Raw genomic sequence first — 21,243 nt, 5'->3', positions numbered from 1 at the left:
TTTTTTGGCTCTTAGGCCTTTAAATTGATTGCTGATAAATCTTCCTCCAGCACTTTGCTTTTTGAAACAGCTGGAGCTAAAAGGGTTCCCGCAATACAAATTAAGAAGTTCAGCCCCAGTCCCAGAACGCCGCCATGAATTCCATAGATGGTCTTATAGCCTGTCAATGTAAGCAATCCGGCTAATATGGCGCCTGCAAGCATTCCCCAGAATACAGCCCTGCCTGATAATCTCTTCCAATATAATCCAAGTACAAAAGCAGGGAAAACCTGAACCAGCAATTCGAATTTCAATACAAAAATTTCATAAAGGGTTCCCGGAGGATTCCAGGCAATCCACAGAAGAAAGATGATGGCGATAATTCCGCATACTTTCCCAACCATAACCTTCTTGTGTTCAGATGCCTTAGGATTGATGAATTTCCCATATACATCATTTGAGAGCATCGATGAAAAACTGAGCAGAACTGAATCCGCTGTTGAGATAATGGCGGCCACTATTCCCCCAAAGAAAATGATCATTACCCAGTAGTAAAATGGATTAATGGCAGCTATTTCATTCGCCATCAAACCTACGAGCTGCTCAGAACCTGTCTTATCAAGGCCGGGAAAAAGCATGATTCCAATGATGCCCACCATAAATACAAGTCCTGTTGTAATAGGCGGCATCCATGCCATGCGGGCAAATGATTTTTTCAGTGTTTTCTCGCTTTGCGCAGAATATATTCTCTGAACAGCATGTGGATAAATACTTGCTCCAAGTCCAACCAGCAGGAGCATACTTAACCAATTAATATTCACTTCCATTGGAGGAACTGCCGTTTTTGCAGGCTCAATCTCTGCTACATACCTAGTAACATCAGAGAAATTTCCTCCGACGAGGTACAATCCTCCAATGAGAAAGACGATGATGCCGATCATTAGAACAATGCCCTGCATAACATCTGTGAATGCAACCGCCTTCATTCCGCCCATCCATTCATAGGCAAGCATGACAGCAACGAATACAATAACAGCAATCTGGTATGGAATGGTTCCGCCCGTCATTCCGGATACAGCCTGTCCGATTGCTACCAGCTGTTCTAATAGATAGTTTCCAAGCCCCCAAAGCATGAGAAAGATACTAAGCATTGTGACTGCCTTTGATTTAAAGCGGTGATCGATCCAGTCAGTAGGTGTTACAAAATTTCTTTTTTTTGCAATGACATAAAGCCTTGGTGCAAACAGTAAATAGATTCCGATAATAATTGTCATAAACGAGATGGACTGTATCCATGAGAAGCCTGTCCGATATGCTGTCGGTGCATAGCCGACAATAGTATTTCCGCTATATTGCGTCGCATATAGGGTGAAAAAGAGTGCAATGAAACCGAGGTTTCTTCCGGCAAGATAATATCCTGAAAGACTGTGATGAAGGTTCTTCTCGCCTCTTCCGGACAGGTAACCAATTAGCAGCATGATTATCGCAAAGGCAGATAAAATAATGATCCCATCTGTGCCTGCAAATGCTAAATCATTCATGATTTATCCCCCTTTGCTCTTTCGGTTTCTTCCTGGTCCTCCACGATATTCCACTCATTAACACATAGCCAGCTTAAATACCCGCACATGATAATGGAAAAAGCTGTGGAGATAAATGCCCATAACGGAAACCCGAGAATATAAGGCTCTGCTGCAGCATCCGGAAAATACCAGGGTACTACGCCAAGTGTTATGATGGCGAGGACTACCCAAATCCATTTCTTGCGAATAGGTTCTTTTATCGTTCTGTCTTCCATTCGACTGCCTCCCTATTATTAATTTTTGGCACCCAGCTTGTAGTAAATCTTATGTGATGATTCAAAGGAGTCTATATTTTGAGATGATTGAAGGGTCGCTCCAATTTCATCCAATCCCTGTAACAGCTGATCTTTTCGATAGGAGCCTATCTCGAATTCTGACATGTATCCAAAAGAATCTTCTATTCTCTGATTCTCTAAATCGACCCTAATCTGATAGCCGGGTATTTCTCTGGTATTCCGAAAAAGAATTTCTATATCCTGATCGGGCAAAACGACTGGCAGGATCCCATTTTTGAAACAATTATTATAGAAAATATCTGCGAATGATGGAGCCAGGATTACTTTTATTCCATATTCTGCAATCGCCCATGGTGCATGCTCCCTGGATGAGCCACATCCAAAATTTTTGCGGGTCAGCAGTATAGGCGCATTTCGGTAAGGTTCGCGATTTAGAATGAAATCCGATTTTTCCCTGTCATTTTCATATCGCCATTCATAGAAAAGAAATTTGCCAAACCCTGTTCTTTCAATACTTTTAAGAAATTGCTTCGGGATAATGGCATCTGTGTCAACATTTGCCGCATCAAGCGGAGCAACGATGCCTGTAAATCTCGTAAAAGATTTCATTGTAAACTGACCTCCTTTCTTTCCTTAACTGGCCACTCCCTCACATCTGTAAACCGCCCGGCAATCGCTGCAGCCGCTGCCATTTCCGGGCTGACCAAATGGGTCCTGGCATTCCTTCCCTGCCTGCCTTCAAAGTTCCGGTTTGAGGTGGATGCACAGCGCTCTTCAGGAAGAACCAAATCCTCATTCATTCCCAGGCACATGCTGCAGCCCGCTTCTCTCCATTGGAAACCGGCCTCTATAAAAATCTGGTCAAGCCCTTCAGCCTCTGCCTGTTTTTTTACTAGCTGTGAACCGGGAACAACTAAGGCTTCCACCTGTTCTGCAACTTTATACCCGTTTGCGATTTTAGCAGCCTTGCGGAGATCTTCAATTCGGCTGTTTGTACAGGAGCCGATAAAGACTTTGTCGATTCCTATTTCGGTGATCGGTGTTCCCGGTTCCAGACCCATATACTGCAGTGCCTTTATTGCCGGCCGCACGTGATCTTCAGACATATCTTCAAGTGTCGGGATAGTTTCTGTAATGCCGGCAACCTGGCCTGGATTCGTCCCCCAGGTAACCTGCGGGATGACTTCAGCAGCATTGAAATCAGCGGTCAAATCAAATTTCGCATCCTCATCTGTATAATATTGCTTCCACTCTTCAAGAGCTTCTTCCCATAGATCTCCTTCAGGAACCGCCTGTTTTCCTTTCAAAAACTCAAAGGTTTTGCTGTCAGGCTCAATTAGTCCAGCCCTCGCTCCCATTTCGATGCTCATATTACAGACGGTCATGCGCTCTTCCATCGTTAATTTCCGGATGGCTTCGCCGCGATATTCAACCACATATCCTGTTGCAAAATCATGTCCATATTTTCCAATGATTGAAAGAATCAGATCCTTGGCAGTAGTCCCCGGCGGCAATTGTCCATGTATATTTATTGCCAGTGTTTTTGATTTAAATTGCTTTAATGTCTGGGTGGCAAGAACATGTTCAACTTCGCTTGTACCAATGCCAAAGGCAAGTGCTCCGAACGCACCATGTGTAGATGTATGACTGTCGCCGCATACAATGGTCATCCCTGGCTGGGTTAATCCCAGTTCAGGAGCAATGACGTGTACGATTCCCTGATTCCTGCTGTTCAAGTCAAAAAGCTGTATTTCGAAATCCCTGCAGTTTTTTTCTAATGCATCAACTTGCTTCTTTGCGATTTCATCCCTGAAGGGCAATGTACGATCTGTTGTTGGGATGCTATGGTCCATGGTTGCAACCGTCAGCTCAGGCTTTCTTACTCTGCGATTATGGATTCTTAAGCCTTCAAAAGCCTGCGGGGATGTGACTTCATGAACTAAATGAAGATCAATGTACAAAAGGGAAGGCTGATTCTGCTGCTCAAGCACTGCATGTTTATCCCAAATTTTTTCATATAGAGTCCGCCCCATGTTGAAACCCTCCTAAATGATATTTTTTTTCTTCAATTCTTCTAATCTGCTTTCAGAATACCCAAGGAGTTCTGAGTAAATATCGTTATTATGCTTGCCCATCGCTTCAGGGCCGGCATGCTTCACTTCTCCTGGTGTCCTGCTTAATTTTGGAACAATGCCAGGCATTGGGAACTCCCCCAGCTGCGGATGATCAACTTTGATGATCATGTCCCGTTCTTTATAATGGGGATCTTCCAGAATATCTTTAGCTGAATAGATGAGCCCAGAAGGCACTCCTTTATCTTCAAGGATTTTTAGCGCTTCTTTAGCAGGGAGAGTCTTAGTCCATTCTTCGATCATGGAGTCAAGCAGCTTCATGTTCTCCCCTCTTGCATGATGTGTTGAAAATCTTGGGTCCTTCGCCAATTCCGGCTGCTCCATTGCCTCACATAATCTGCTGAACACCCCATCCGCATTGGCGCCGATCACGATATATGTTTTATCCTTTGTAAAATAAATATTGGATGGCGCAACACCTGGCAGAATATTGCCCATTCTTTCCCTTATGTATCCTGCTAAAAGATAATCCGGAATAATGCTTTCCATCACAGAAAATACAGATTCATAGAGGGCGGTATCAACTACCTGCCCCTTTCCTGAACGCTCCCTCTCATGTAAAGCAACCAGGCAGCCGATTGTGGCAAAAAGTGCTGCCAATGTATCGCCAATGGATACACCTATTCGCGATGGCGGCCTGTCAGGGAAACCGGTTACATTTCTTAGCCCCCCCATTGCTTCACCGACACTGCCGAAGCCGGCACGATGCTTATACGGCCCAGTCTGTCCATATCCGGAAGTCCGGACCATAATTAATCTGGGGTTAATCTCCGACAATGTTTCGTAGGAAAGATTCCATTTTTCCATTGTGCCCGGGCGGAAATTCTCAATGACAACATCGGCTTCTTTAACAAGTTCTCTTAAAACCTGCTGCCCTTCTTCTTCACGCAGGTTTAATGTGATTGATTTTTTATTTCGCGATTGAATCGGCCACCATAGCCCAACTCCATCCTTTGACTTTCCCCAGTTTCTCATGGGATCTGATTTTCCCGGGGGTTCAACCTTAATGATTTCAGCACCAAAGTCCCCAAGAAGACGTCCTGAAAATGGTCCAGCTAATAGTGTTCCAAGCTCAAGAACTCTTATATCTTGCAGTGGAAGCTGTTTTTCTGACATGTAATTCCCTCCTGTTATTTCTTGAATGCGCTTTTATGTTTAAATTTTCTCAATCTTGTATACAAATTTAATTGTTTGTATACAATAAGTCAATAACAATTTTAAAATTTTCTGAAATCTCTTCATAAACATTGATTTAATTAAGTTTAATATAAATTTTCAGAATATTTGTTGTAATAATTTTCCCGTTTGTATACAATACAGTTGAGGTGTTGTTATGGATGCATACGAGTATATAAAAGATGCCATTATTGAAGGGAAATTTGTCCCTGGTATGCGGCTCGCTGAAGAGTCATTGGCTAAAAAGATGAATATTAGCCGCACTCCTATTAGAGAAGCAATTAGGCAGCTTGAAGCAGAAGGACTAGTTATTCCTTTAAAGCGCGGGGTCAGCGTAAGACATTTTACAAAAGATGATATTCGGCAAATTTATGACCTGCGCACTCTGCTCGAAGGATACGCTGCCAGCCAGGCGGCGATACATCGGACAGAAAGTGACCTTCTTAAAATGGAAAGTGCCAATATTTTATATGAAGAAGCAATTAGCCGGCATGTGGAATCCAATATGGAAAGCCTGAAAGATATTGTTCAGGTAAACCAGAAATTTCATGAAGCGATTGTCGCAGCTTCCAAAAATGAGCATATTCATTTCCACATTTCCAAGGTTGTCGTCGTTCCAATTGTGTTCCGGTCCTTCTATTGGTATAACAGCTTTCAGCTAAAGCAATCACTTGAGGTACATAAAACCATCCTGGAAGCGATCAAAAATCGGGAGCCCGAACGTGCCCGCATTGCGATGCACGAACATATTTACCAGGGCCGTGATCATGTTTTGAAGCATCTGGAGCAAATCAAAAACATTCATCTGCTGAAGGAGGAAGGAAAATGATTGAAATCTGTGAAGTTGGCCCCCGGGATGGGTTGCAGAACGAGTGCAAAATGGTCTCAACGGAATCCAAAGTTGAACTGATTACAAGATTACTTGATTCCGGCATCCGCAATATAGAAGCCGTCTCTTTTGTCAATCCGAAGGTTGTTCCTCAGATGGCCGATGCAGAAGAAGTTCTGAAATCACTGCCTAAAAGAAATGGGGTCCGCTATGGCGGCCTGGTTTTAAGCCGGTCCGGGCTTGAACGTGCACTTAAGACCGATGTGGATTTTCTTCATGTTGTAACCACGACAAGTGATTCGTTTAATTTACGGAATGCGAAAAGGACTGTTGAGCAGGCTGTTGAAGAACTTAGTCTGGTAATTAAAGACAGTGCCTCTTCAGGCAAAGGTGTATCTGGAGTATTGGGCACCTCATTTGGATGTCCGTTTGAAGGAAAAGTTCCATTAGAAAACGTGCTGAAAGCGGCAGAAAGATTTATAGAAGCCGGCTGTACTGAAATCACTCTGGCTGATACAACAGGTATGGCCAATCCTGTCCAGGTCCAAAAAGTGGCAGAAATATTCTTTGATACTTTTGGAATGGATCTTTCGCTTGGACTTCACTTCCATAATACGCGCGGTTTGGGACTGGCTAATGTATTGGCGGGATATCATGCGGGAGTCCGCCGCTTTGATTCATCCATCGCCGGATTAGGCGGATGTCCTTTCGCACCAAAAGCAGTCGGGAATGTTTGTACAGAAGATATGATCAATATGTTCCACGGTATGGGTGTGGATACAGGGACAGATCTTCCTTCTGTCCTCGAAACAGCCAAGTGGATGGAAACAGTGATGGAACGGCCGCTGGATGGGATGTTAATGAAAGCAGGAATAGCTTAAATTGAGGGAAAGCCATCTGTGGGATGGCTTTTTTTGTGGGAAAATTGGCGGATGGAGGTTTTGTTTGCAGATTTTAATGATTTGTTTGCAGAATTTTAGGTTTGTTTGCTAGTTTGGTGTTTTTCTTTGCATATTTTTAGATTTGTTTGCAAGATTACTGTTTTATTTGCAAAGTTCACAATTAAGAAGGTTTTATATAAAATCTATTCTTCTTTTCACCACCTAGATGAAGATTCATCTGGCCAAGTAATCTTGAGGCAGAAAAAACAGATGTTAAATGGGTAAATTTGCGAAATTCAGCATTTGTTATTGACGGTTTAATGAGATAAAAATAATCCTCTACTGCTTGATGATGTGCCGTATCCGAAGTAGTTTTACATACAGTACATCTCCATTTTCCCCAATGGTAAATCATTGGCAGCGAGCCGCACTTTGGGCAATGCACACCGGTAAGGATGACATCTGGATTTACTTTTATAAATTTCATTACATCAATTTCATGGTCGACATGTTTTTTCAAAAGTGTCTGGTTCATTTTTTTTAATTGTTTTTCGTTTAATCTCTCAGTCGGATATGATTTTTTAATGGAGTTAAGTTTGCTTAACAAGCGGTGGGCATGCATAACTTTTTTTGAGGTTTGTTCCGATGGGGATTTGATGATGGTGGAAGGGCTGCTGATCACAACGGCAAATTCAACGGGGATATCCGGGAAGCCATGTATTGCCATCCACTTTTTTAATTGTCTGCTTTGGTGTTCAGCCTGGGAAATGGGGTTGTGGAAAGCTTCCTCTTTTTCGTTATGGATTCGGATGACCTGGTGGAATTCGGGTTCGAAGATGAGGGTTCCGTTCCAGTTTTTCACTTCTAGGATTATGGCGGTTCCTTTCGTTAGAAGCAGGGTATCAAGTTGGAAAAATTGACTACCATTTGAAAGCCGGAGTCCATGATATAGCCAATACTCTTTCTCGTCCAAAAAACTTAAATAATAATCAAGTTTTTGTTCCCCTGAATATCCAGCTCTGCGTTTGTTCAATTGGGAGATTGCCCTCTCCCTTCCAGGTTCCATTTCAGGCAGTCTCCTTACTAACGCTTCAAGTTTAACGATGAAGCCGGATACTTGTCTTTCCTTTTTTATCAAACTGCATCACTCCTCTCCTTTTATTAAAAAGAGTCTAGGCTTCTAGACCTAAACTCTATAACTTAAACCTGCTGATCAACTCTTTCAAATCTTCCGCCATGCCCGTAAGGTGGTCAGCGGAAAGGGATATTTCCTCCATGGATGCAGCTTGTTCTTCAGTTGATGCCAATACACTTTGTGTAGCCATGGCGGATTCATTTGCCACGTGGGTTATCTCATCCATGGACTGGACCATTTGCCGGGAACCGGCAGACATTTGCTGAATGGCTGAAGCGACTTCCTGCATTTGATTGGTTACCTTGCTGACAGACTGGCGGATTTGTTTGAATGAATCCCCTGCACCCTTCATGACTTCCATGCCTTCTGTTACTTCATGATTGACCGTATCCATGGTTTGGACAACCTGATGGGTTTCTTCCTGGATTTTTGAGATCAGCTGGCTGATTTGCAGAGTGGATTCCGCCGATTTTTCAGCGAGATTTCGGACCTCGTTCGCTACAACGGCAAAGCCCTTGCCCTGTTCTCCTGCCCGGGCCGCTTCAATGGCAGCATTCAATGCCAGAAGATTCGTTTGAGCAGCAATGCCGGTAATCACTTCGATAATCTTTCCGATCTCCTGTGAACGCTGTCCAAGACCTTTTACCACCTTGGATAAGTCCTGAACATTCACATGAATGGAATTCATCTGGCAGCCTGCTGTTGAAATGGATGCATCGCCATGATTTGCTTTTTCCAGTGAATCATTGATTTGTTCTGTAACTTGTTCTGAATTTGCCGCCACCTGTGTCAGTGTTTCAGACATTTGCATAATCACATTGGAGGCCGTTCCAACACCGTGGACCTGATTATCGGCGCCTGCAGCAATCTCTTCAATCACCTCAGCAATGTGGCTTGTTGCCATATTTGTCTGCTGTGCACCGGATGATAGCTGCTGGGCATAATGTGTGACTTCGTCCGAAGCCAGAACCACTTTATTGAGCACATCCTGCCAGGCGGAGGCTGTATGATTCAATGCAGCAGCAATGGACCCAAGCTGGCCAACAGATTTCTCGTCCAGTCTTGTGGACATGTTTCCTTCTGCAAGTTCTTCAATGTAGGCATTAATTTTGCTGATAGGTGCAATAAACTTGCGGTAGTTTATAAATGCGGATAATATTCCCGCCAGTGTTCCAAGGATGGCAATAAACCCGATGGTCAACCAAAAAGCACTGCCTTCAAGCCCGTTACCAACACATACTGCAATGCTGATGATCAATACAGTAGGAATAATGACGAATAAAGTACGGAGAATATAGTTAAGCTGGCTCATGTAACAGACTCCTTTATTATTATTTCACTAAAATAAATTCCAAATTCCCCCTATAATCTCATGTTATACCAATAGACTATTTGATTATAGTAGATAAAAGGAAGATATATCAATATATTTTGTAGAATTATTTTTAAATAATTGAAATAGTTTGTCACTTTTTGTTAAAAAAAATGCCAGCCTCCAAAGAAGCCGGCATTTCCACCAGATTATTCTGCTGCAGCAGTCCTTGTCCCTTTTTTCGCCATGGAAAGAGCTGCTGTGCCAAGAGCAATAATGATAAAAATACTTCCTGCAGCTGCGTTGTATTCAACTGAGGTTGTCTCAATCATGATTCCGCCGATCATGCTGCCGAATGCCATTCCCATGTGAACTGCAGAATTGTTCAATGTCTGCTGAATATCCGAAGTTTCCGGTGTTACTTCAATTAAGTAGCTGTGTATGGCAGGTGTTATCGCCCAGCTGAGCATACTCCAAATGACTACTGTGAAAAGGAATACCGGCAGGGAAAAAGCTGCAAAAGGCAAGGCAAAAAGTGTAATTCCGAACATGGCAACGAGCGTTAAAATAACCGATTTTGCACCGAAACGGTCTGCCAGATGGCCGCCAAGGCCGCCACCGATTACCGCCGCAATCCCGAAAATCAGGTAGACAATACTGACCCAGCTTCCATCAAGACCCATATTCATTTTCAGGAAAGGTGTCAGGTATCCGTAAAAAGCTAAGTGGCCTGTCATTAGTAAAAAGGATGTTATCTGTATGAGCGCTATTTTCCTGCTTTTTAGTGTTTTAAGCTGTACGCCAATCGGCACAGCAGGCTTTGGAGCAACCTTTCCAAGAAAGAAGTACACCCCGGCCATTGATAAGAGTGTAAGTGCTGATATCAGTACAAATGGGGCCCGCCAGCCAAAAGCATTTCCAAGCATTAATCCAATGGGAACACCAAGTACAAGGGATGCACTGATTCCCATAAACACGATTCCGATCGCACGTGCACGAAATTCTTCTGAAACGATGTATGATGCCATTGTCATGCACAAGGCAATGAGCAGTGAGCCGCTTGCTGCCGCCAGAATTCGGCCGACTAATAAAACACCGTAAAACGGACTGAATACAGCCACAATGTTCCCGGCCAAAAATACAGCCAATGATATCATCATTAAACGGCTGCGTTCCATTTTAACTGTCATTGTGAGCAGGACAGGCGCTGCGATGGCAAAGGCAAGCGAAAATACCGTAATTAACAGGCCCGCCTGCCCCAAGCTGACACCCAGATCTGAAGCGACAAGATCCAGCAGACCGCCGATAATTAATTCCACCATTCCAACGACAAATGATATGATTGCCAATAAATAGATGCGTTTATCCAAGCTGAACTTCCTCTCTATTATCCTAGCGATTATCTTCATTTCAATAAAATAACATCTTAACATACCTGACCGTGCAAGCTCAAAGGATAGAATAATCTAAAAATAAAAAGTGCGTTATTGTAAATAAAAATCATTTTTTGGGAAAAAATAAAAATACTTCCTTAAGACAACTTCCATAAATTACATGTTTGAATATAACAGTAAAATAGGAATGTAATTAACAAATACTGTAAAGGAGTTGATTCATTTGTTGGACAATCAAGCAAAGAAAGGTCATACATTATCCCCTCTGACCCCACCTGGAATAGAAGAAATACAGCCGGCCGGTACAACTCCTATTGACACAAATGCCATCAAAAGCATGGAACCTGAATTCGATCTGACTGGAACCGTTTTAAACGACTATAATTAAGCGACAATCCCTGCGGGTCTCCAGCAGGGATTTTTTTATCGCAGTCTAACGGGCAGTAAGACCCCCACTTCAAGACTCAGAGGAAATAAAGGAGGATAGGTGGGGGCCAAACTGCCCAATCTAGCTGCGGCTCCTGGGGGCTCGCTTGTCACCCCTGGGTAAGTCGCCTCGCTTTATAATGTAAAGGCCCGAAAAGAAGAACAAAGACTAAGAACGCCACCTCCTCCCAAAAGCTGCCGCTTTCGGTCGTGCGATGTATCGCTGCCGCAGCTTTCCTTGTCCTGTGGCAACGTCTTTGTGACCCACCTTCCGTGGGCCTCAACTAACAATCAGTGGAGATAAGGAAAATCCCACTGATTGAAGTTTCACTTTATGGAAAGTTTGTCCGAGGGGATGCATATGCATGTAATATTCCTTGTGATTAAGCTGGGAAAATAACCAAATGGAGCAGGATTATGATTTATTTATTAGTGGTTATTTTCATAATTGTTCTTGTCATGCCGTTTCTATCTGAGTTTGTGGAAAAAAATCTGGAGATGTTTTTATTTGTAATGGGGCTTTCCGCAGCACTCGCAAGCGGAGTTCTAAACAGCGGTCTTTTTGTACAAGCGGCACAGGAGCCTGTAAAAATTACACTCGCTGTCTTTATTGCGGGCCTCTTGTTTAAGTGGTTTCAGGCAAATCTGGAAAAAAGCATCCTTTCAGTAAGCCGGCGCATGCCGTTTCGATTATTTGCAGCATTGATGGTCATTTTCCTTGGATTAATTTCAAGTGTTATTACCGCTATTATTGCTGCACTGGTTCTTGTGTTAATTATTAGTGCCCTAAGGCTTGATAGAACCTCAGAAGTCAGGCTGACAGTACTCGCCTGTTTCTCGATTGGTCTTGGCGCAGCACTGACGCCAATTGGCGAACCGCTTTCCACCATTGCCATCAGTAAAATGAAAGAAGACTTTTTCTTTTTGATGGATTTGGTTGGACCGCAAATTATTATTGCCCTCGTGTTTTTCGGCATCATGGCAGCGATAGCTGTTAAACCGCCTAGTTCTGGCAAAGCTTCCTTTACCAAAAAGCCTGCCAGTGAAAACTATGAAGAAATCTTTGTCAGGGCTTTGAAGATTTACTTTTTTGTCATGGGCCTGACGATGCTTGGGGCCGGTTTTGAACCGCTGATCAATCACTTTTTAATCGGTTTAAATCCGCTTCTGTTATATTGGATCAATATGATTTCTGCTGTACTTGACAATGCTACCCTTGCTGCAGCTGAAATCAGTCCATCTATGGACCATTTCACCGTTCAATCGATTCTTCTGGGACTCCTGATCAGCGGCGGAATGCTGATCCCCGGAAATATTCCCAATATTATTGCTGCCGGTAAACTGCAGATTACGAGTAAAGAGTGGGCCGTATTCGGAGTGCCTTTTGGATTGGTCACGATGATTGGATATTTTGTGCTTATTTTATTCAGTGGGAATTAAAAGGGCTGCGTGCAGTCCTTTTTTATTTATCTTATTTTGTTTACATAACATTATTATTTTTTTACTAAAAGGAAGCTGCATCTCACAGCTTCCAATTTTCATATCCTATTCATTTTCATAATGGCCGCTATGTTCCTCGCTGTTCTTTCCATATAAAGTGCTGCTTTCTCAAAAGCATCCGGAAGGGTTATCACGCCTGGAACTATACTGAAAAGCGCATCAATACCATGGTCATGGACGATTTGGCTGTCGTCTGATAAGGAACCTGCAAAACCGATTACTGGTATTCCGTGCTTCTTTGCCGCTTTTGCCACCCCAATTGGCGTTTTTCCATAAATTGTCTGGCTGTCAATCCTGCCTTCGCCTGTAATGACAAGGTCAGCACCTTTTACTTCCTCCTCAAAGTTAACCGCGTCAAGGACAATATCAATTCCTCTTTTTAAGTCAGCATTTAAAAATGCAAGCAGACTTCCGCCTATCCCTCCGGCCGCACCTGCCCCCTCTATATCGCGAAATGGTTTGCCGAGTGCATGTTCAACAATATCTGCAAAATGGCCCAGATTCCGATCCAGCAGCTGTACCATTTCTGGTGTCGCCCCTTTTTGCGGCCCAAAGATAGCGGAAGCACCTCTTGGACCAGTTAATGGGTTATCAACATCACATGCTACTTCAATATGGATGTCTCGAAGCCGTGGGTCGAGGTTTGACATGTCGATGGCTGATAGCTCAGCAAGCGCCCCTCCACCCGGACCGATATCCCTGCCCGTTTTATCATAAAGCTTTCCGCCTAATGCCTGTATCATTCCCGCTCCCGCATCATTTGTCGCACTTCCGCCGATACCAATTATGATGTGCTGAACTCCTGTGTCCACTGCGGCAGTGATCAATTCACCAGTTCCCCTTGTTGATGTCAGTAAGGGATTCCGTTTTTCAGTAGAAACCAGATGCAAGCCGGATGCAGCTGCCATCTCAATGACAGCTGTCTTTCCGTCCCCCATTAAGCCAAAGAAAGACTGCACCGGTTCTCCCAGCGGACCCGTGACAGTACACTCAATAATTCTTCCGTCTGTTGCATCAGCCAGCGATTGCACCGTTCCCTCACCGCCATCCGCCATCGGCATTTTTTTGTATTGGGCATGGGGAAAAATCGATTTAAACCCTCGCTCAATGGCATTCGCTGCCTCAAGTGCCGATAAACTCTCCTTAAAAGAATCCGGCGCAATAACGATTTTCATACTTGATCTCTCCTTTCCTGTTTTCACTAAAATTCAAATTGCTTTTGTTGTATAAGTGGTATCATTTTGGACTTGGACGCAGTTTGGTTTTTGTATGCTCCATAAACTGTGTCTTTTTTATATTTAGACGCAGTTTATTTTCACTTTGGCCCAATATAAGGGTTCTATCTTATGCTTTGACGCTACTTAATTTCACTTTGTACAAATAAGAGGTATCTATCTTGTGTTAAGGTGCAGTTTATATTCACTTTTGCTCAATAAGAGGTGCCTATCTTGTATTTAGACGCAGTTTATTTCACTTTGGCCCAATATAAGGGTTCTATCTTATGCTTTCACTTTGGCCCCATAAGAGGTATCTATCTTGTGTTTAGGCGCAGCTTATTTTCACTTTTGCTCAATAAGAGGTGCCTATCTTGTATTTAGAGGCGGCTTATTACCACTTTGGTCCATATAAAAGGTATCTATCTTGTATGTAATTAGCCAAAAAGCTTAAAGACTCCAAATATCAGAGTTGAAATAACAGCAAGAGTTAAACCGATAAGCGACTCATATGGCATTAGCTTCAATCGGTCTTTCATATCCATATTGACGCTTCCTGCGGTTGCGTGAAAAAAACTTCCATGCGGCAAATGGTCCAGTACGGTAGCCCCCGCATGTATCATGGCTGCTCCTGCTAAAGCTGATATTCCCAATCCTAAAATCGTGCTGCCGAAGACACCGCTTGCCACCGCTGTCCCGGCTGTTGTGGATGCCGTTGCAGCTGACATGAAAATACCTGACACAGGCGCCAGCAGATACGCTGGAAGACCTGAGGATGTTAACGCATTAATGATCACATCTTTTAGGCTTGAGTTTGCGATGATTCCAGCCAGGGTCCCTGTACCAAGAAGCATGATGGCAACGCCTGACATTTTATTCAAGCCGGAAATAGCGTATTCATTGATTTTTCTGGTCTTTTTCATGGCAATGGCCCCGATGATTCCTCCGGCCGGCAGTGCCACCATCGGATCAATATTGATTTCAAATAGCGGGCGTAGTGCCAATAGTATTATGGTAACGAGAGGAGCAATCATCGCCGTTAAAAATAATGGCAGCTTAGTATCGCTCTTTGCTTCGACTTCTCCATCTGAAATCATAGATCCCTTATTTACTAATTTTTTTTCAATAAGATACGTGACAGCAAGTCCAAATATGGCCGGGATGATCCTTGCCGCCATAACCGAAGTAAGGAGTACGCCAAATGCATCTGAAGCGGCAATGGCATTCGGATTTGGGGACATGATGTTTCCTGCTTTCCCTCCGCCAATCATCGCCAGCAAAATGGCTGTTCTGGACAGTTTCGCTCTTCTCGCGATTGTCAGGGCGATTGGTGATACGGTTATGACTGCCACATCAACAAATACACCGACCGTTGTCAGGATCATCGTTGCCACCCCTAAGGCAAGGTGCGCCCGGGTTTCTCCAAATCTTTTTACGATGGTTTCAGCAATGGAGGAAGCGGCGCCAGATTCTATCAGGACACCGGGTAATATGCCGGCTGCCAGGATTCTGAGCACAGCCGGTATGATGTTCTTAGCTCCTTACATCATAAGATTAACTGTGTTTGTGATATCCGCACCGCCGACTAAGCCGCCAATTCAAGCACCTGCGACCATTCCATAAGCAGGCGGAACTTTTTTCAAGATTAATAGTATGGCAATGACTATAGCTGAAATCGCGCCTAAAGCGCTTACAGTTACATCCTTTATGAGCCCTCCTGTGATGATTTGCTTATGTACCCATTGTAAGCGTTTGCGCGTATTGTTTCATTGTGTATGCTGATGAAAAGAAGCGGTTAGAATTCTAATATTATTGTGCACATGCACAATTATTGATGCAATTTGATTAATTTCGCTACATACAGTTCAAGCATCATCTTCATATTCCGCGGGTCTTTTCCAGTTACTTCTGTTATCTTATCCAGGCGATATCTCAGAGTATTACGGTGGATAAATAAGCGGTCTGCTGTTTTGCCAAGGTCTCCGCCTTCCTTCATAAAAACATCAAGAGTTTGAGCCAGCTCTCCTTTTTTATCCTGCTCCATGAGCCGGTCATAGAAAGAGATTGCCTCAGTGTCCTTTAGACCTAGCGTGCATATCTCAGCTTCGAGCCAGTATTTATCATAACTGTAATAGCCTGCGTCGGGGTGAATCCTGGGTCCAAGTTCAGTAAGCAGCCGTGCATGCCGAAAAGACGATTTTAAGCCGTTCATCTTCTCAGAAGTATTCCCTATCCCAATAACCGCTTTCCTTTTTGAAAGGCTGTCAATCCTCTTTAAAGCGGAGATCTGTTCAGACTGTCCCCCTGCCTTTAAAATCACAATTTCATTGTCGAACGTTACCCCTGTTAAATCCTGGTTTCCCAATTCAAAATGAATGGCATTAATAAGCTTTTGATTCTCAGTACCCAGCTCTTCCGGCAGCTTCAGCACAATGGCTGTCCGCGGGATTTTAAGATCGTATCCCAAAAACCCGGCCCTCTCTTCCAGCCAGGCTTCATTTAAAGGTTCTCCAGAAATAAGCAGGTTTACAATCTCGCCCTGGAGACGCTGCTTCCACTGTACTCTTTCCAGCAAAAAAGACTGCTCCAGAACGAGTTCTGCTGCCATTTTAACAAGCTCCGCATAATTCTGGATTTGCTCGGGTTCCCCCGTGATGCCAACTACACCAATAATTTGATTGTTAAACTGGATGGGCAAATTGATTCCCGGCTTGGCTCCTTTCAGTCCGGCAGCACTTTTTTCATCAATTACCACACTTTTGCCTTTTTTAAGGACCAATAAAGCGCCGTCATGAACCTGGTTGATCCTTTCCTTCTCACCTGATCCGATTATAATGCCATCCTCATTCATAACATTTATGTTTTTATTAAGAATTTTCATCGTACGCTCCACTATTTCCTGAGCGAGTTCATAGGATAAAAATTGCACCATTCACTCCGCCTTCCTGATTGATTACTTACAATGTATCATAGTGAATTTGCACAATAAACAAAATAAAAGCGCAAGCGCCTTGCCCACGAAGGAACGCAGACTAAGAACACCACGTCCTCCCAAAAGCTGCCGCTTTCAGTCGTGCGATGTATCGCTGCCGTAGCTTTCCTTGTCCTGTGGCAACGTCTGCATGACCCCCATCCTCCCAAAAGCTGTCGCCTTTGGTCGTGCGATGTTTATGCTGACGAAGCCTTCCTTGTCCTGGGGGCCTCAAACACAAGTCTAGCCTCCCGGAAAGGCGTTCTTTGCCTTTTTGGGAGGCTTGGCTTGTGACCTCGAGGGGGTAGGCGCTGAAGCTAGACAGTTATCGAAGTTCAAAGATATACTTTCTTATTTCAAAATAAAAACCGTGTGACAGGACACGGTTAAGTAGTGGTTTATGCTAATGACTGCAGGTATGCCCATTTGTGCTCCCGCTCATCCTCTGAAAGGCGGTAACGCTCATCCAGCAGTTCGGCAAGCAGCTCATTTTTTTCCGACGGAGGGATAGAAAGCTTTTTAATATAATCGCGGCAGTTTCCAAGGAATTCTGAATATCCCGTCCAGCTTTCATCAAATTGTTCATCCAGCTGTTTTTTGAGCATCCGGGTCAGCTTTGGGCTTGCCCCATTGGAAGTGACAGCAATTTGAAGAGGACCGCGCCTTACAGCTGCCGGGAAGATTACATTTCCTTCTCCTGCTTTATCGACCACGCAAACAAGCTGACCTGAATCCAGCGATTTAGCCAGTGCATGGTTAGCATCACGTTCATTTGTGGCCAGAATCGATAAAAAAGCATCTTTAAAATCATCTGCGGAAGCTTCCCGCTGAATGAGTTCATAGCCTCTTTGATGGGCTAAATGAAGAAGCTCATCTGTAAAATCAGGAGCAACAAATGTGATATGGGCATTTTCTCCATCTAGTGTTTTCGCCTTTCGAAAAGCAATTCTGCCTCCGCCAGCAATAACGATTCTCTTGTTGGTTAGATCAATGAATAACGGCTGCATTCTCATTCACCTCTCCATTCGCTTTTTTAGCGACCAGGTTTTGAATTGCCGCATGTTTCCCCAGCGTATCAGTAAGATTCACAGAATATCCTGCCTTTACTTTCTTATTTACCTCTCTTATTACCTCACTTAGCAGAAGCCCCGAGAATAGTAGATATGGGATGACAGTCACATTGCCGCTTGCCTTTTGGCATATGGAGTCAAGACCATCCTGGAAGGACGGAGAAGCGGCTGCCAGATAGCAGACCTGCACATTTTTCACACGGAGACGATTGCTGATTCCGTTTTTGATAGAGTCAAAAGCTCTAAGAATGGAAGGATCACTGCTGCCTCTTCCCACAATTAAAACAGAATCATCAGTACTGATTGGTTCCGCTTCTGCAGTAATTAGCTCTGCAATGGCGTCAAGTATACTATCCTGGACTCCAAATGGATCTGCCATCTTTACATTGATGCCGGAGTATTTTTTAAGTAAAGGGGCAAGTTGTTCAGGAATATCCTGCTTGATATGGCCGGCTGCAAGTAAAAATAAAGGCACAATGACAATTTCGGAGGCGCCTTTCCGCACACAGTATTCAAAGCCGGTTTCAATATCTGGCTCTGTTAATTCCAGAAAACAGAGCTTTTGAATGGGAGCATCGACTTTTTTCATAACACTTTCGATAAAAAGGTTTGCTTCGGCAGCTCCTTTTTTGGAACGTGTGCCATGGCCGATGTATAGGACTGCTTTCATTAGTCAGGCTCCCTCCTTTTATAAAACCGACGTTTATCCCTGCACAGCAGGCAGATTTGGTACAATTTCTTCTTCAAACCAATTAATTTTATGGTGCATGGAGACTACATTTCCAATGACGATCATGCTTGGATTTGTGATGTTGGATTCTTTCACTTTGTTCCCAATAGTAGCAAGCGTGCCAGCAACGGTCCGCTGCTCTGAAAGGGTGGCCCAGTGAACGAGGGCAATCGGTGTTTGAGGTGATTTCCCATTTTGAATAAGGTTTTTCACAATATTCGGCAAATGGGACACACCCATATAAACACAAATCGTGTCTACTGCATGCGCCAGATGGGCCCACTGGTGCTCAGCTTCTTCGTTTCCTGCCTGGTGTCCTGTGACAAAGGCGAAACTTTTGCTTAAGGTTCGGTGTGTGACCGGAATCCCCGCATAAGCAGATGCCGCAATCCCTGCAGTGACTCCAGGCACAATTTCAAATGGCACATCATGATTGGCACACTCTTCTGCCTCTTCCCCGCCTCTGCCGAATACAAATGGATCTCCGCCTTTCAGCCGGCAGACCTGATGACCTTTTTTCGCATATTTGACCAGCAGATGATTAATGGTTTCCTGTTTCATCACATGATGATTGGGGAGCTTGCCGCAATATACCAGCTGGGCTTCTTTTTTCGCAAAGTTTAATAGTTCACGATTTACGAGCCGATCATACAGAACAACATCTGCCTCCTGCAGGCATCGCATTCCCTTAACGGTCATCAGGTCCGGGTCGCCCGGTCCGGCACCTACTAAATAAACTTTTCCTGTCATACTCATGCCCGCCCTTTCTGTATTGTCTTATAATATATGCACTTTAACGCTTTTCCTAGGCTGATAATCTAATTGTATTCTATAATACCATTTTTCGGGGTGAAATAGTAGGAATTATTTTTTCAGAAAAGGAGTCTCCTATTATAAGAGACTCCCGGTTTTTTATAAAATATTCTTTTCCCGTAAATGTGTTACTATCTGCCCGACTGCTTCTTCTACTGTGTACTGGTCGGATCGGACCGTAATTTCAGGGCTTTCAGGTGCTTCGTACGGGGAATCGATTCCTGTAAAGTCCTTAATTTCCCCGCGTCTGGCTTTTGCGTATAATTGCTTTGGATCCCGCCGTTCGCATTCTTCGAGAGGACAGTCGATGAAGACTTCAATAAATTCCCCTTCTTCAAACAGGGCCCTGACAGTTTCTCTATCCGACCGGAAAGGAGAAATGAACGCTGTTGTAACGATCTTGCCGCTGTCCACAAACAGCTTCGCGACTTCCCCAATGCGCCTGATATTTTCATTTCTGTCTTCCTCTGAAAAGCCAAGATCTTTATTTAAGCCGTGTCTGACATTGTCACCGTCCAGGACGTATTCATTGATGCCCTGGCGGAATAGTTCGTGAGATACTGCATTTGCAATCGTTGATTTGCCTGAGCCTGATAGGCCGGTAAACCAGAGGACCACACTTCCGTGGCCGTTCTGTGCCCGTCTGTCTTCCTTCGTAATTGCAGCGTCATGCCAGGTGATGTTGGTTGCCTTTGTCATGTTTACCCTCCCCTTATACCGTTTCTTTTTCTCTCATGCCTTCTATTAACACTTCGACAACCTCTTTGCGGCTGAAAGTGGATGGCGGCAGTTCTCCGTTCCGGAGCATTTCCCTTACCTTTGTGCCGGATAGAATGACGCGGTCTTCTTTGCTGTGCGGGCAGGTTTTGTCTGATGCCATGCCTTCGCACTTATTGCAGTAGAAGCTATGCTCGAAGAACAGCGGTTTGATGCCTAGCTCTTCTTCTGTGAAATGGCTGAAAATATGCTGCGCATCATATGTGCCATAATAATTGCCGACACCGGCATGATCTCTTCCAACGATGAAGTGTGTGCAGCCAAAGTTTTTCCTTGCAATCGCATGGAAGATCGCTTCGCGCGGCCCCGCATATCTCATGGCTGCAGGATAGACAGCCAGCTGTGTGCGCTCTTTTGGATAGTAATTTTCCAGGAGAACCCGGTAGCTCCTAAGACGGACATCTGCAGGGATGTCATCTGATTTTGTTTCACCCACAAGCGGATTCAAAAATAGCCCATCCACCGTTTCCAGCGCAGCTTTTTGAATGTATTCGTGTGCTCTGTGCACAGGGTTTCTAGTCTGGAAGCCAACCACTGTTTTCCAGCCCTTTTTTTCAAACAGTGCCCTTGTTTCTTTAGGCTCGAACCATACATCCTCTGCTACACCTTTGCCAGGTTTTTTAATCAGCGTTACCTCACCGGCAACATAAACCGGACCGCGTTCAAAAAGCCTTTTTACACCGGGATGTGCCTGCTCCTCCGTTTTGTAGACTTCACGTGCCTCTTTGCTCAGGTCCGGCTCATACCATTCTGATACCGTGATGACTCCGTATACTTCACCTTCGTGAACCAGCTTAAACTTATCACCGGCTGCAAGCTCTTTGGCTTTTTCCGCTTGAACAGGAAGTGTAACCGGAATGGACCAAATCGTTCCGTCTGCCAGTCTCATTTTTTCAACAACAGATTCATAGTCTGCTTTAGCTAGGAAACCTGTCAGAGGACTGAATAAGCCAACACCTATAAGTTCCAGATCACTCAGTGCGATGGCATCTATTAAGATTTCTTTTTCAATTCCTGTCAGGTCATAATTGGGATTGTAACTTTGAATTAATTTTCCTCCATGAGGTTTCGGCAGAGCCATTTTT

Annotated in this window: 19 protein-coding genes and 1 pseudogene; 4 read left to right on the top strand and 16 right to left on the bottom strand. The window is 44.1% G+C overall.

Going from position 1 to position 21,243, the window contains the following annotated elements; genetic code table 11:
- Positions 1-11 precede the first annotated feature (11 nt).
- Genes AC3WTL_RS04615 through AC3WTL_RS04595 form a run of 5 tightly spaced genes read right to left on the bottom strand, consistent with a single transcriptional unit; the run spans position 12 to position 5,046 of the window.
- The gene (locus AC3WTL_RS04615; RefSeq protein WP_492369109.1) at positions 12-1,520 is read right to left on the bottom strand and encodes a sodium:solute symporter family protein; all 1,509 of its coding nucleotides are present in this window, start codon (positions 1,518-1,520) and stop codon (positions 12-14) included.
- The gene (locus tag AC3WTL_RS04610; protein ID WP_282171239.1) at positions 1,517-1,777 is read right to left on the bottom strand and encodes a hypothetical protein; all 261 of its coding nucleotides are present in this window, start codon (positions 1,775-1,777) and stop codon (positions 1,517-1,519) included. Before AC3WTL_RS04610 ends, AC3WTL_RS04615 begins: the two co-directional genes overlap by 4 nt.
- A gap of 18 nt (positions 1,778-1,795) precedes the next feature.
- Positions 1,796-2,407: a 3-isopropylmalate dehydratase small subunit gene (leuD, locus tag AC3WTL_RS04605; RefSeq protein WP_492369108.1), complete on the bottom strand. Its 612-nt coding sequence runs from the start codon at positions 2,405-2,407 to the stop codon at positions 1,796-1,798.
- Entirely contained in the window at positions 2,404-3,831 is a 1,428-nt protein-coding gene (leuC, locus tag AC3WTL_RS04600) for a 3-isopropylmalate dehydratase large subunit (RefSeq protein WP_492369107.1), read from the bottom strand. The genes leuD and leuC overlap by 4 nt, the downstream gene beginning before the upstream one ends.
- A gap of 12 nt (positions 3,832-3,843) precedes the next feature.
- A complete protein-coding gene (locus AC3WTL_RS04595) occupies positions 3,844-5,046 on the bottom strand; it encodes a CaiB/BaiF CoA transferase family protein (protein ID WP_197249870.1) in 1,203 nt (400 codons plus the stop codon).
- Between the two features lie 217 nt (positions 5,047-5,263).
- Here AC3WTL_RS04595 and AC3WTL_RS04590 point away from each other — a divergent pair, with 217 nt between their 5' ends.
- Complete coding sequence (locus AC3WTL_RS04590; RefSeq protein ID WP_197206862.1) at positions 5,264-5,935, top strand: GntR family transcriptional regulator; 672 nt, start codon at positions 5,264-5,266, stop codon at positions 5,933-5,935.
- Positions 5,932-6,816 carry a hydroxymethylglutaryl-CoA lyase gene (locus AC3WTL_RS04585; protein ID WP_492369106.1) on the top strand — a complete coding sequence of 295 codons (885 nt, stop codon included), beginning with the start codon at positions 5,932-5,934 and terminating at the stop codon, positions 6,814-6,816. The genes AC3WTL_RS04590 and AC3WTL_RS04585 overlap by 4 nt, the downstream gene beginning before the upstream one ends.
- A 181-nt stretch (positions 6,817-6,997) precedes the next feature.
- On the opposite strand, the gene AC3WTL_RS04580 is transcribed toward AC3WTL_RS04585, so the two are convergent.
- The 3 genes from AC3WTL_RS04580 to AC3WTL_RS04570 all read right to left on the bottom strand — a co-directional run bounded on the left by AC3WTL_RS04580 (position 6,998) and on the right by AC3WTL_RS04570 (position 10,633).
- A complete protein-coding gene (locus AC3WTL_RS04580) occupies positions 6,998-7,954 on the bottom strand; it encodes a nuclease-related domain-containing protein (protein WP_492369105.1) in 957 nt (318 codons plus the stop codon).
- Between the two features lie 55 nt (positions 7,955-8,009).
- Positions 8,010-9,263: a methyl-accepting chemotaxis protein gene (locus AC3WTL_RS04575; protein ID WP_248347473.1), complete on the bottom strand. Its 1,254-nt coding sequence runs from the start codon at positions 9,261-9,263 to the stop codon at positions 8,010-8,012.
- 209 nt (positions 9,264-9,472) lie between these two features.
- Entirely contained in the window at positions 9,473-10,633 is a 1,161-nt protein-coding gene (locus AC3WTL_RS04570) for an MFS transporter (RefSeq protein ID WP_404359328.1), read from the bottom strand.
- A 247-nt stretch (positions 10,634-10,880) separates the two neighbouring features.
- Here AC3WTL_RS04570 and AC3WTL_RS04565 point away from each other — a divergent pair, with 247 nt between their 5' ends.
- Entirely contained in the window at positions 10,881-11,045 is a 165-nt protein-coding gene (locus AC3WTL_RS04565; protein WP_197087787.1) for a hypothetical protein, read from the top strand.
- Positions 11,046-11,500: 455 nt separating this feature from the next.
- The gene (locus tag AC3WTL_RS04560; RefSeq protein WP_222500249.1) at positions 11,501-12,523 is read left to right on the top strand and encodes a DUF1646 family protein; all 1,023 of its coding nucleotides are present in this window, start codon (positions 11,501-11,503) and stop codon (positions 12,521-12,523) included.
- A 98-nt stretch (positions 12,524-12,621) separates the two neighbouring features.
- Here the strand turns inward: AC3WTL_RS04560 and AC3WTL_RS04555 are convergent, their stop codons facing one another.
- From AC3WTL_RS04555 to sat, 8 genes and pseudogenes are all read right to left on the bottom strand, one after another.
- The gene (locus AC3WTL_RS04555) at positions 12,622-13,758 is read right to left on the bottom strand and encodes a glycerate kinase (protein WP_492369104.1); all 1,137 of its coding nucleotides are present in this window, start codon (positions 13,756-13,758) and stop codon (positions 12,622-12,624) included.
- Positions 13,759-14,234: 476 nt separating this feature from the next.
- Positions 14,235-15,506, bottom strand: a pseudogene (locus AC3WTL_RS04550) (GntP family permease).
- Positions 15,507-15,625: 119 nt separating this feature from the next.
- On the bottom strand, positions 15,626-16,726 hold the full coding sequence (locus tag AC3WTL_RS04545; protein ID WP_492369380.1) for a CdaR family transcriptional regulator: 1,101 nt from the start codon (positions 16,724-16,726) through the stop codon (positions 15,626-15,628).
- 440 nt (positions 16,727-17,166) lie between these two features.
- Positions 17,167-17,775, bottom strand: coding sequence for an NAD(P)-dependent oxidoreductase (locus tag AC3WTL_RS04540; protein WP_492369103.1), 609 nt, complete (start codon positions 17,773-17,775; stop codon positions 17,167-17,169).
- Positions 17,756-18,508 carry a sirohydrochlorin chelatase gene (locus tag AC3WTL_RS04535; RefSeq protein WP_492369102.1) on the bottom strand — a complete coding sequence of 251 codons (753 nt, stop codon included), beginning with the start codon at positions 18,506-18,508 and terminating at the stop codon, positions 17,756-17,758. The genes AC3WTL_RS04540 and AC3WTL_RS04535 overlap by 20 nt, the downstream gene beginning before the upstream one ends.
- 33 nt (positions 18,509-18,541) lie before the next feature.
- Positions 18,542-19,318 carry a uroporphyrinogen-III C-methyltransferase gene (gene cobA, locus AC3WTL_RS04530; RefSeq protein WP_492369101.1) on the bottom strand — a complete coding sequence of 259 codons (777 nt, stop codon included), beginning with the start codon at positions 19,316-19,318 and terminating at the stop codon, positions 18,542-18,544.
- A 162-nt stretch (positions 19,319-19,480) separates the two neighbouring features.
- The gene (gene cysC, locus AC3WTL_RS04525; protein ID WP_492369100.1) at positions 19,481-20,080 is read right to left on the bottom strand and encodes an adenylyl-sulfate kinase; all 600 of its coding nucleotides are present in this window, start codon (positions 20,078-20,080) and stop codon (positions 19,481-19,483) included.
- 13 nt (positions 20,081-20,093) lie between these two features.
- Positions 20,094-21,239 carry a sulfate adenylyltransferase gene (sat, locus tag AC3WTL_RS04520; protein ID WP_252222183.1) on the bottom strand — a complete coding sequence of 382 codons (1,146 nt, stop codon included), beginning with the start codon at positions 21,237-21,239 and terminating at the stop codon, positions 20,094-20,096.
- Positions 21,240-21,243: the final 4 nt, after the last annotated feature.

Source organism: Cytobacillus sp. EB106-05-05-XG126, assembly GCF_058791715.1.
This window is presented reverse-complemented; position numbering and strand designations above follow the sequence as displayed.

Coding starts and splice junctions, on each gene's coding strand:
- AC3WTL_RS04615 (WP_492369109.1), bottom strand. CDS start 1,520: ATGAATGATTTAGCATTTGCAGGCACAGATGGGATCATTATTTTATCT.
- AC3WTL_RS04610 (WP_282171239.1), bottom strand. CDS start 1,777: ATGGAAGACAGAACGATAAAAGAACCTATTCGCAAGAAATGGATTTGG.
- leuD (WP_492369108.1), bottom strand. CDS start 2,407: ATGAAATCTTTTACGAGATTTACAGGCATCGTTGCTCCGCTTGATGCG.
- leuC (WP_492369107.1), bottom strand. CDS start 3,831: ATGGGGCGGACTCTATATGAAAAAATTTGGGATAAACATGCAGTGCTT.
- AC3WTL_RS04595 (WP_197249870.1), bottom strand. CDS start 5,046: ATGTCAGAAAAACAGCTTCCACTGCAAGATATAAGAGTTCTTGAGCTT.
- AC3WTL_RS04590 (WP_197206862.1), top strand. CDS start 5,264: ATGGATGCATACGAGTATATAAAAGATGCCATTATTGAAGGGAAATTT.
- AC3WTL_RS04585 (WP_492369106.1), top strand. CDS start 5,932: ATGATTGAAATCTGTGAAGTTGGCCCCCGGGATGGGTTGCAGAACGAG.
- AC3WTL_RS04575 (WP_248347473.1), bottom strand. CDS start 9,263: ATGAGCCAGCTTAACTATATTCTCCGTACTTTATTCGTCATTATTCCT.
- AC3WTL_RS04560 (WP_222500249.1), top strand. CDS start 11,501: ATGATTTATTTATTAGTGGTTATTTTCATAATTGTTCTTGTCATGCCG.
- AC3WTL_RS04555 (WP_492369104.1), bottom strand. CDS start 13,758: ATGAAAATCGTTATTGCGCCGGATTCTTTTAAGGAGAGTTTATCGGCA.
- AC3WTL_RS04540 (WP_492369103.1), bottom strand. CDS start 17,775: ATGCAGCCGTTATTCATTGATCTAACCAACAAGAGAATCGTTATTGCT.
- AC3WTL_RS04535 (WP_492369102.1), bottom strand. CDS start 18,508: ATGAAAGCAGTCCTATACATCGGCCATGGCACACGTTCCAAAAAAGGA.
- cobA (WP_492369101.1), bottom strand. CDS start 19,318: ATGACAGGAAAAGTTTATTTAGTAGGTGCCGGACCGGGCGACCCGGAC.
- cysC (WP_492369100.1), bottom strand. CDS start 20,080: ATGACAAAGGCAACCAACATCACCTGGCATGACGCTGCAATTACGAAG.
- sat (WP_252222183.1), bottom strand. CDS start 21,239: ATGGCTCTGCCGAAACCTCATGGAGGAAAATTAATTCAAAGTTACAAT.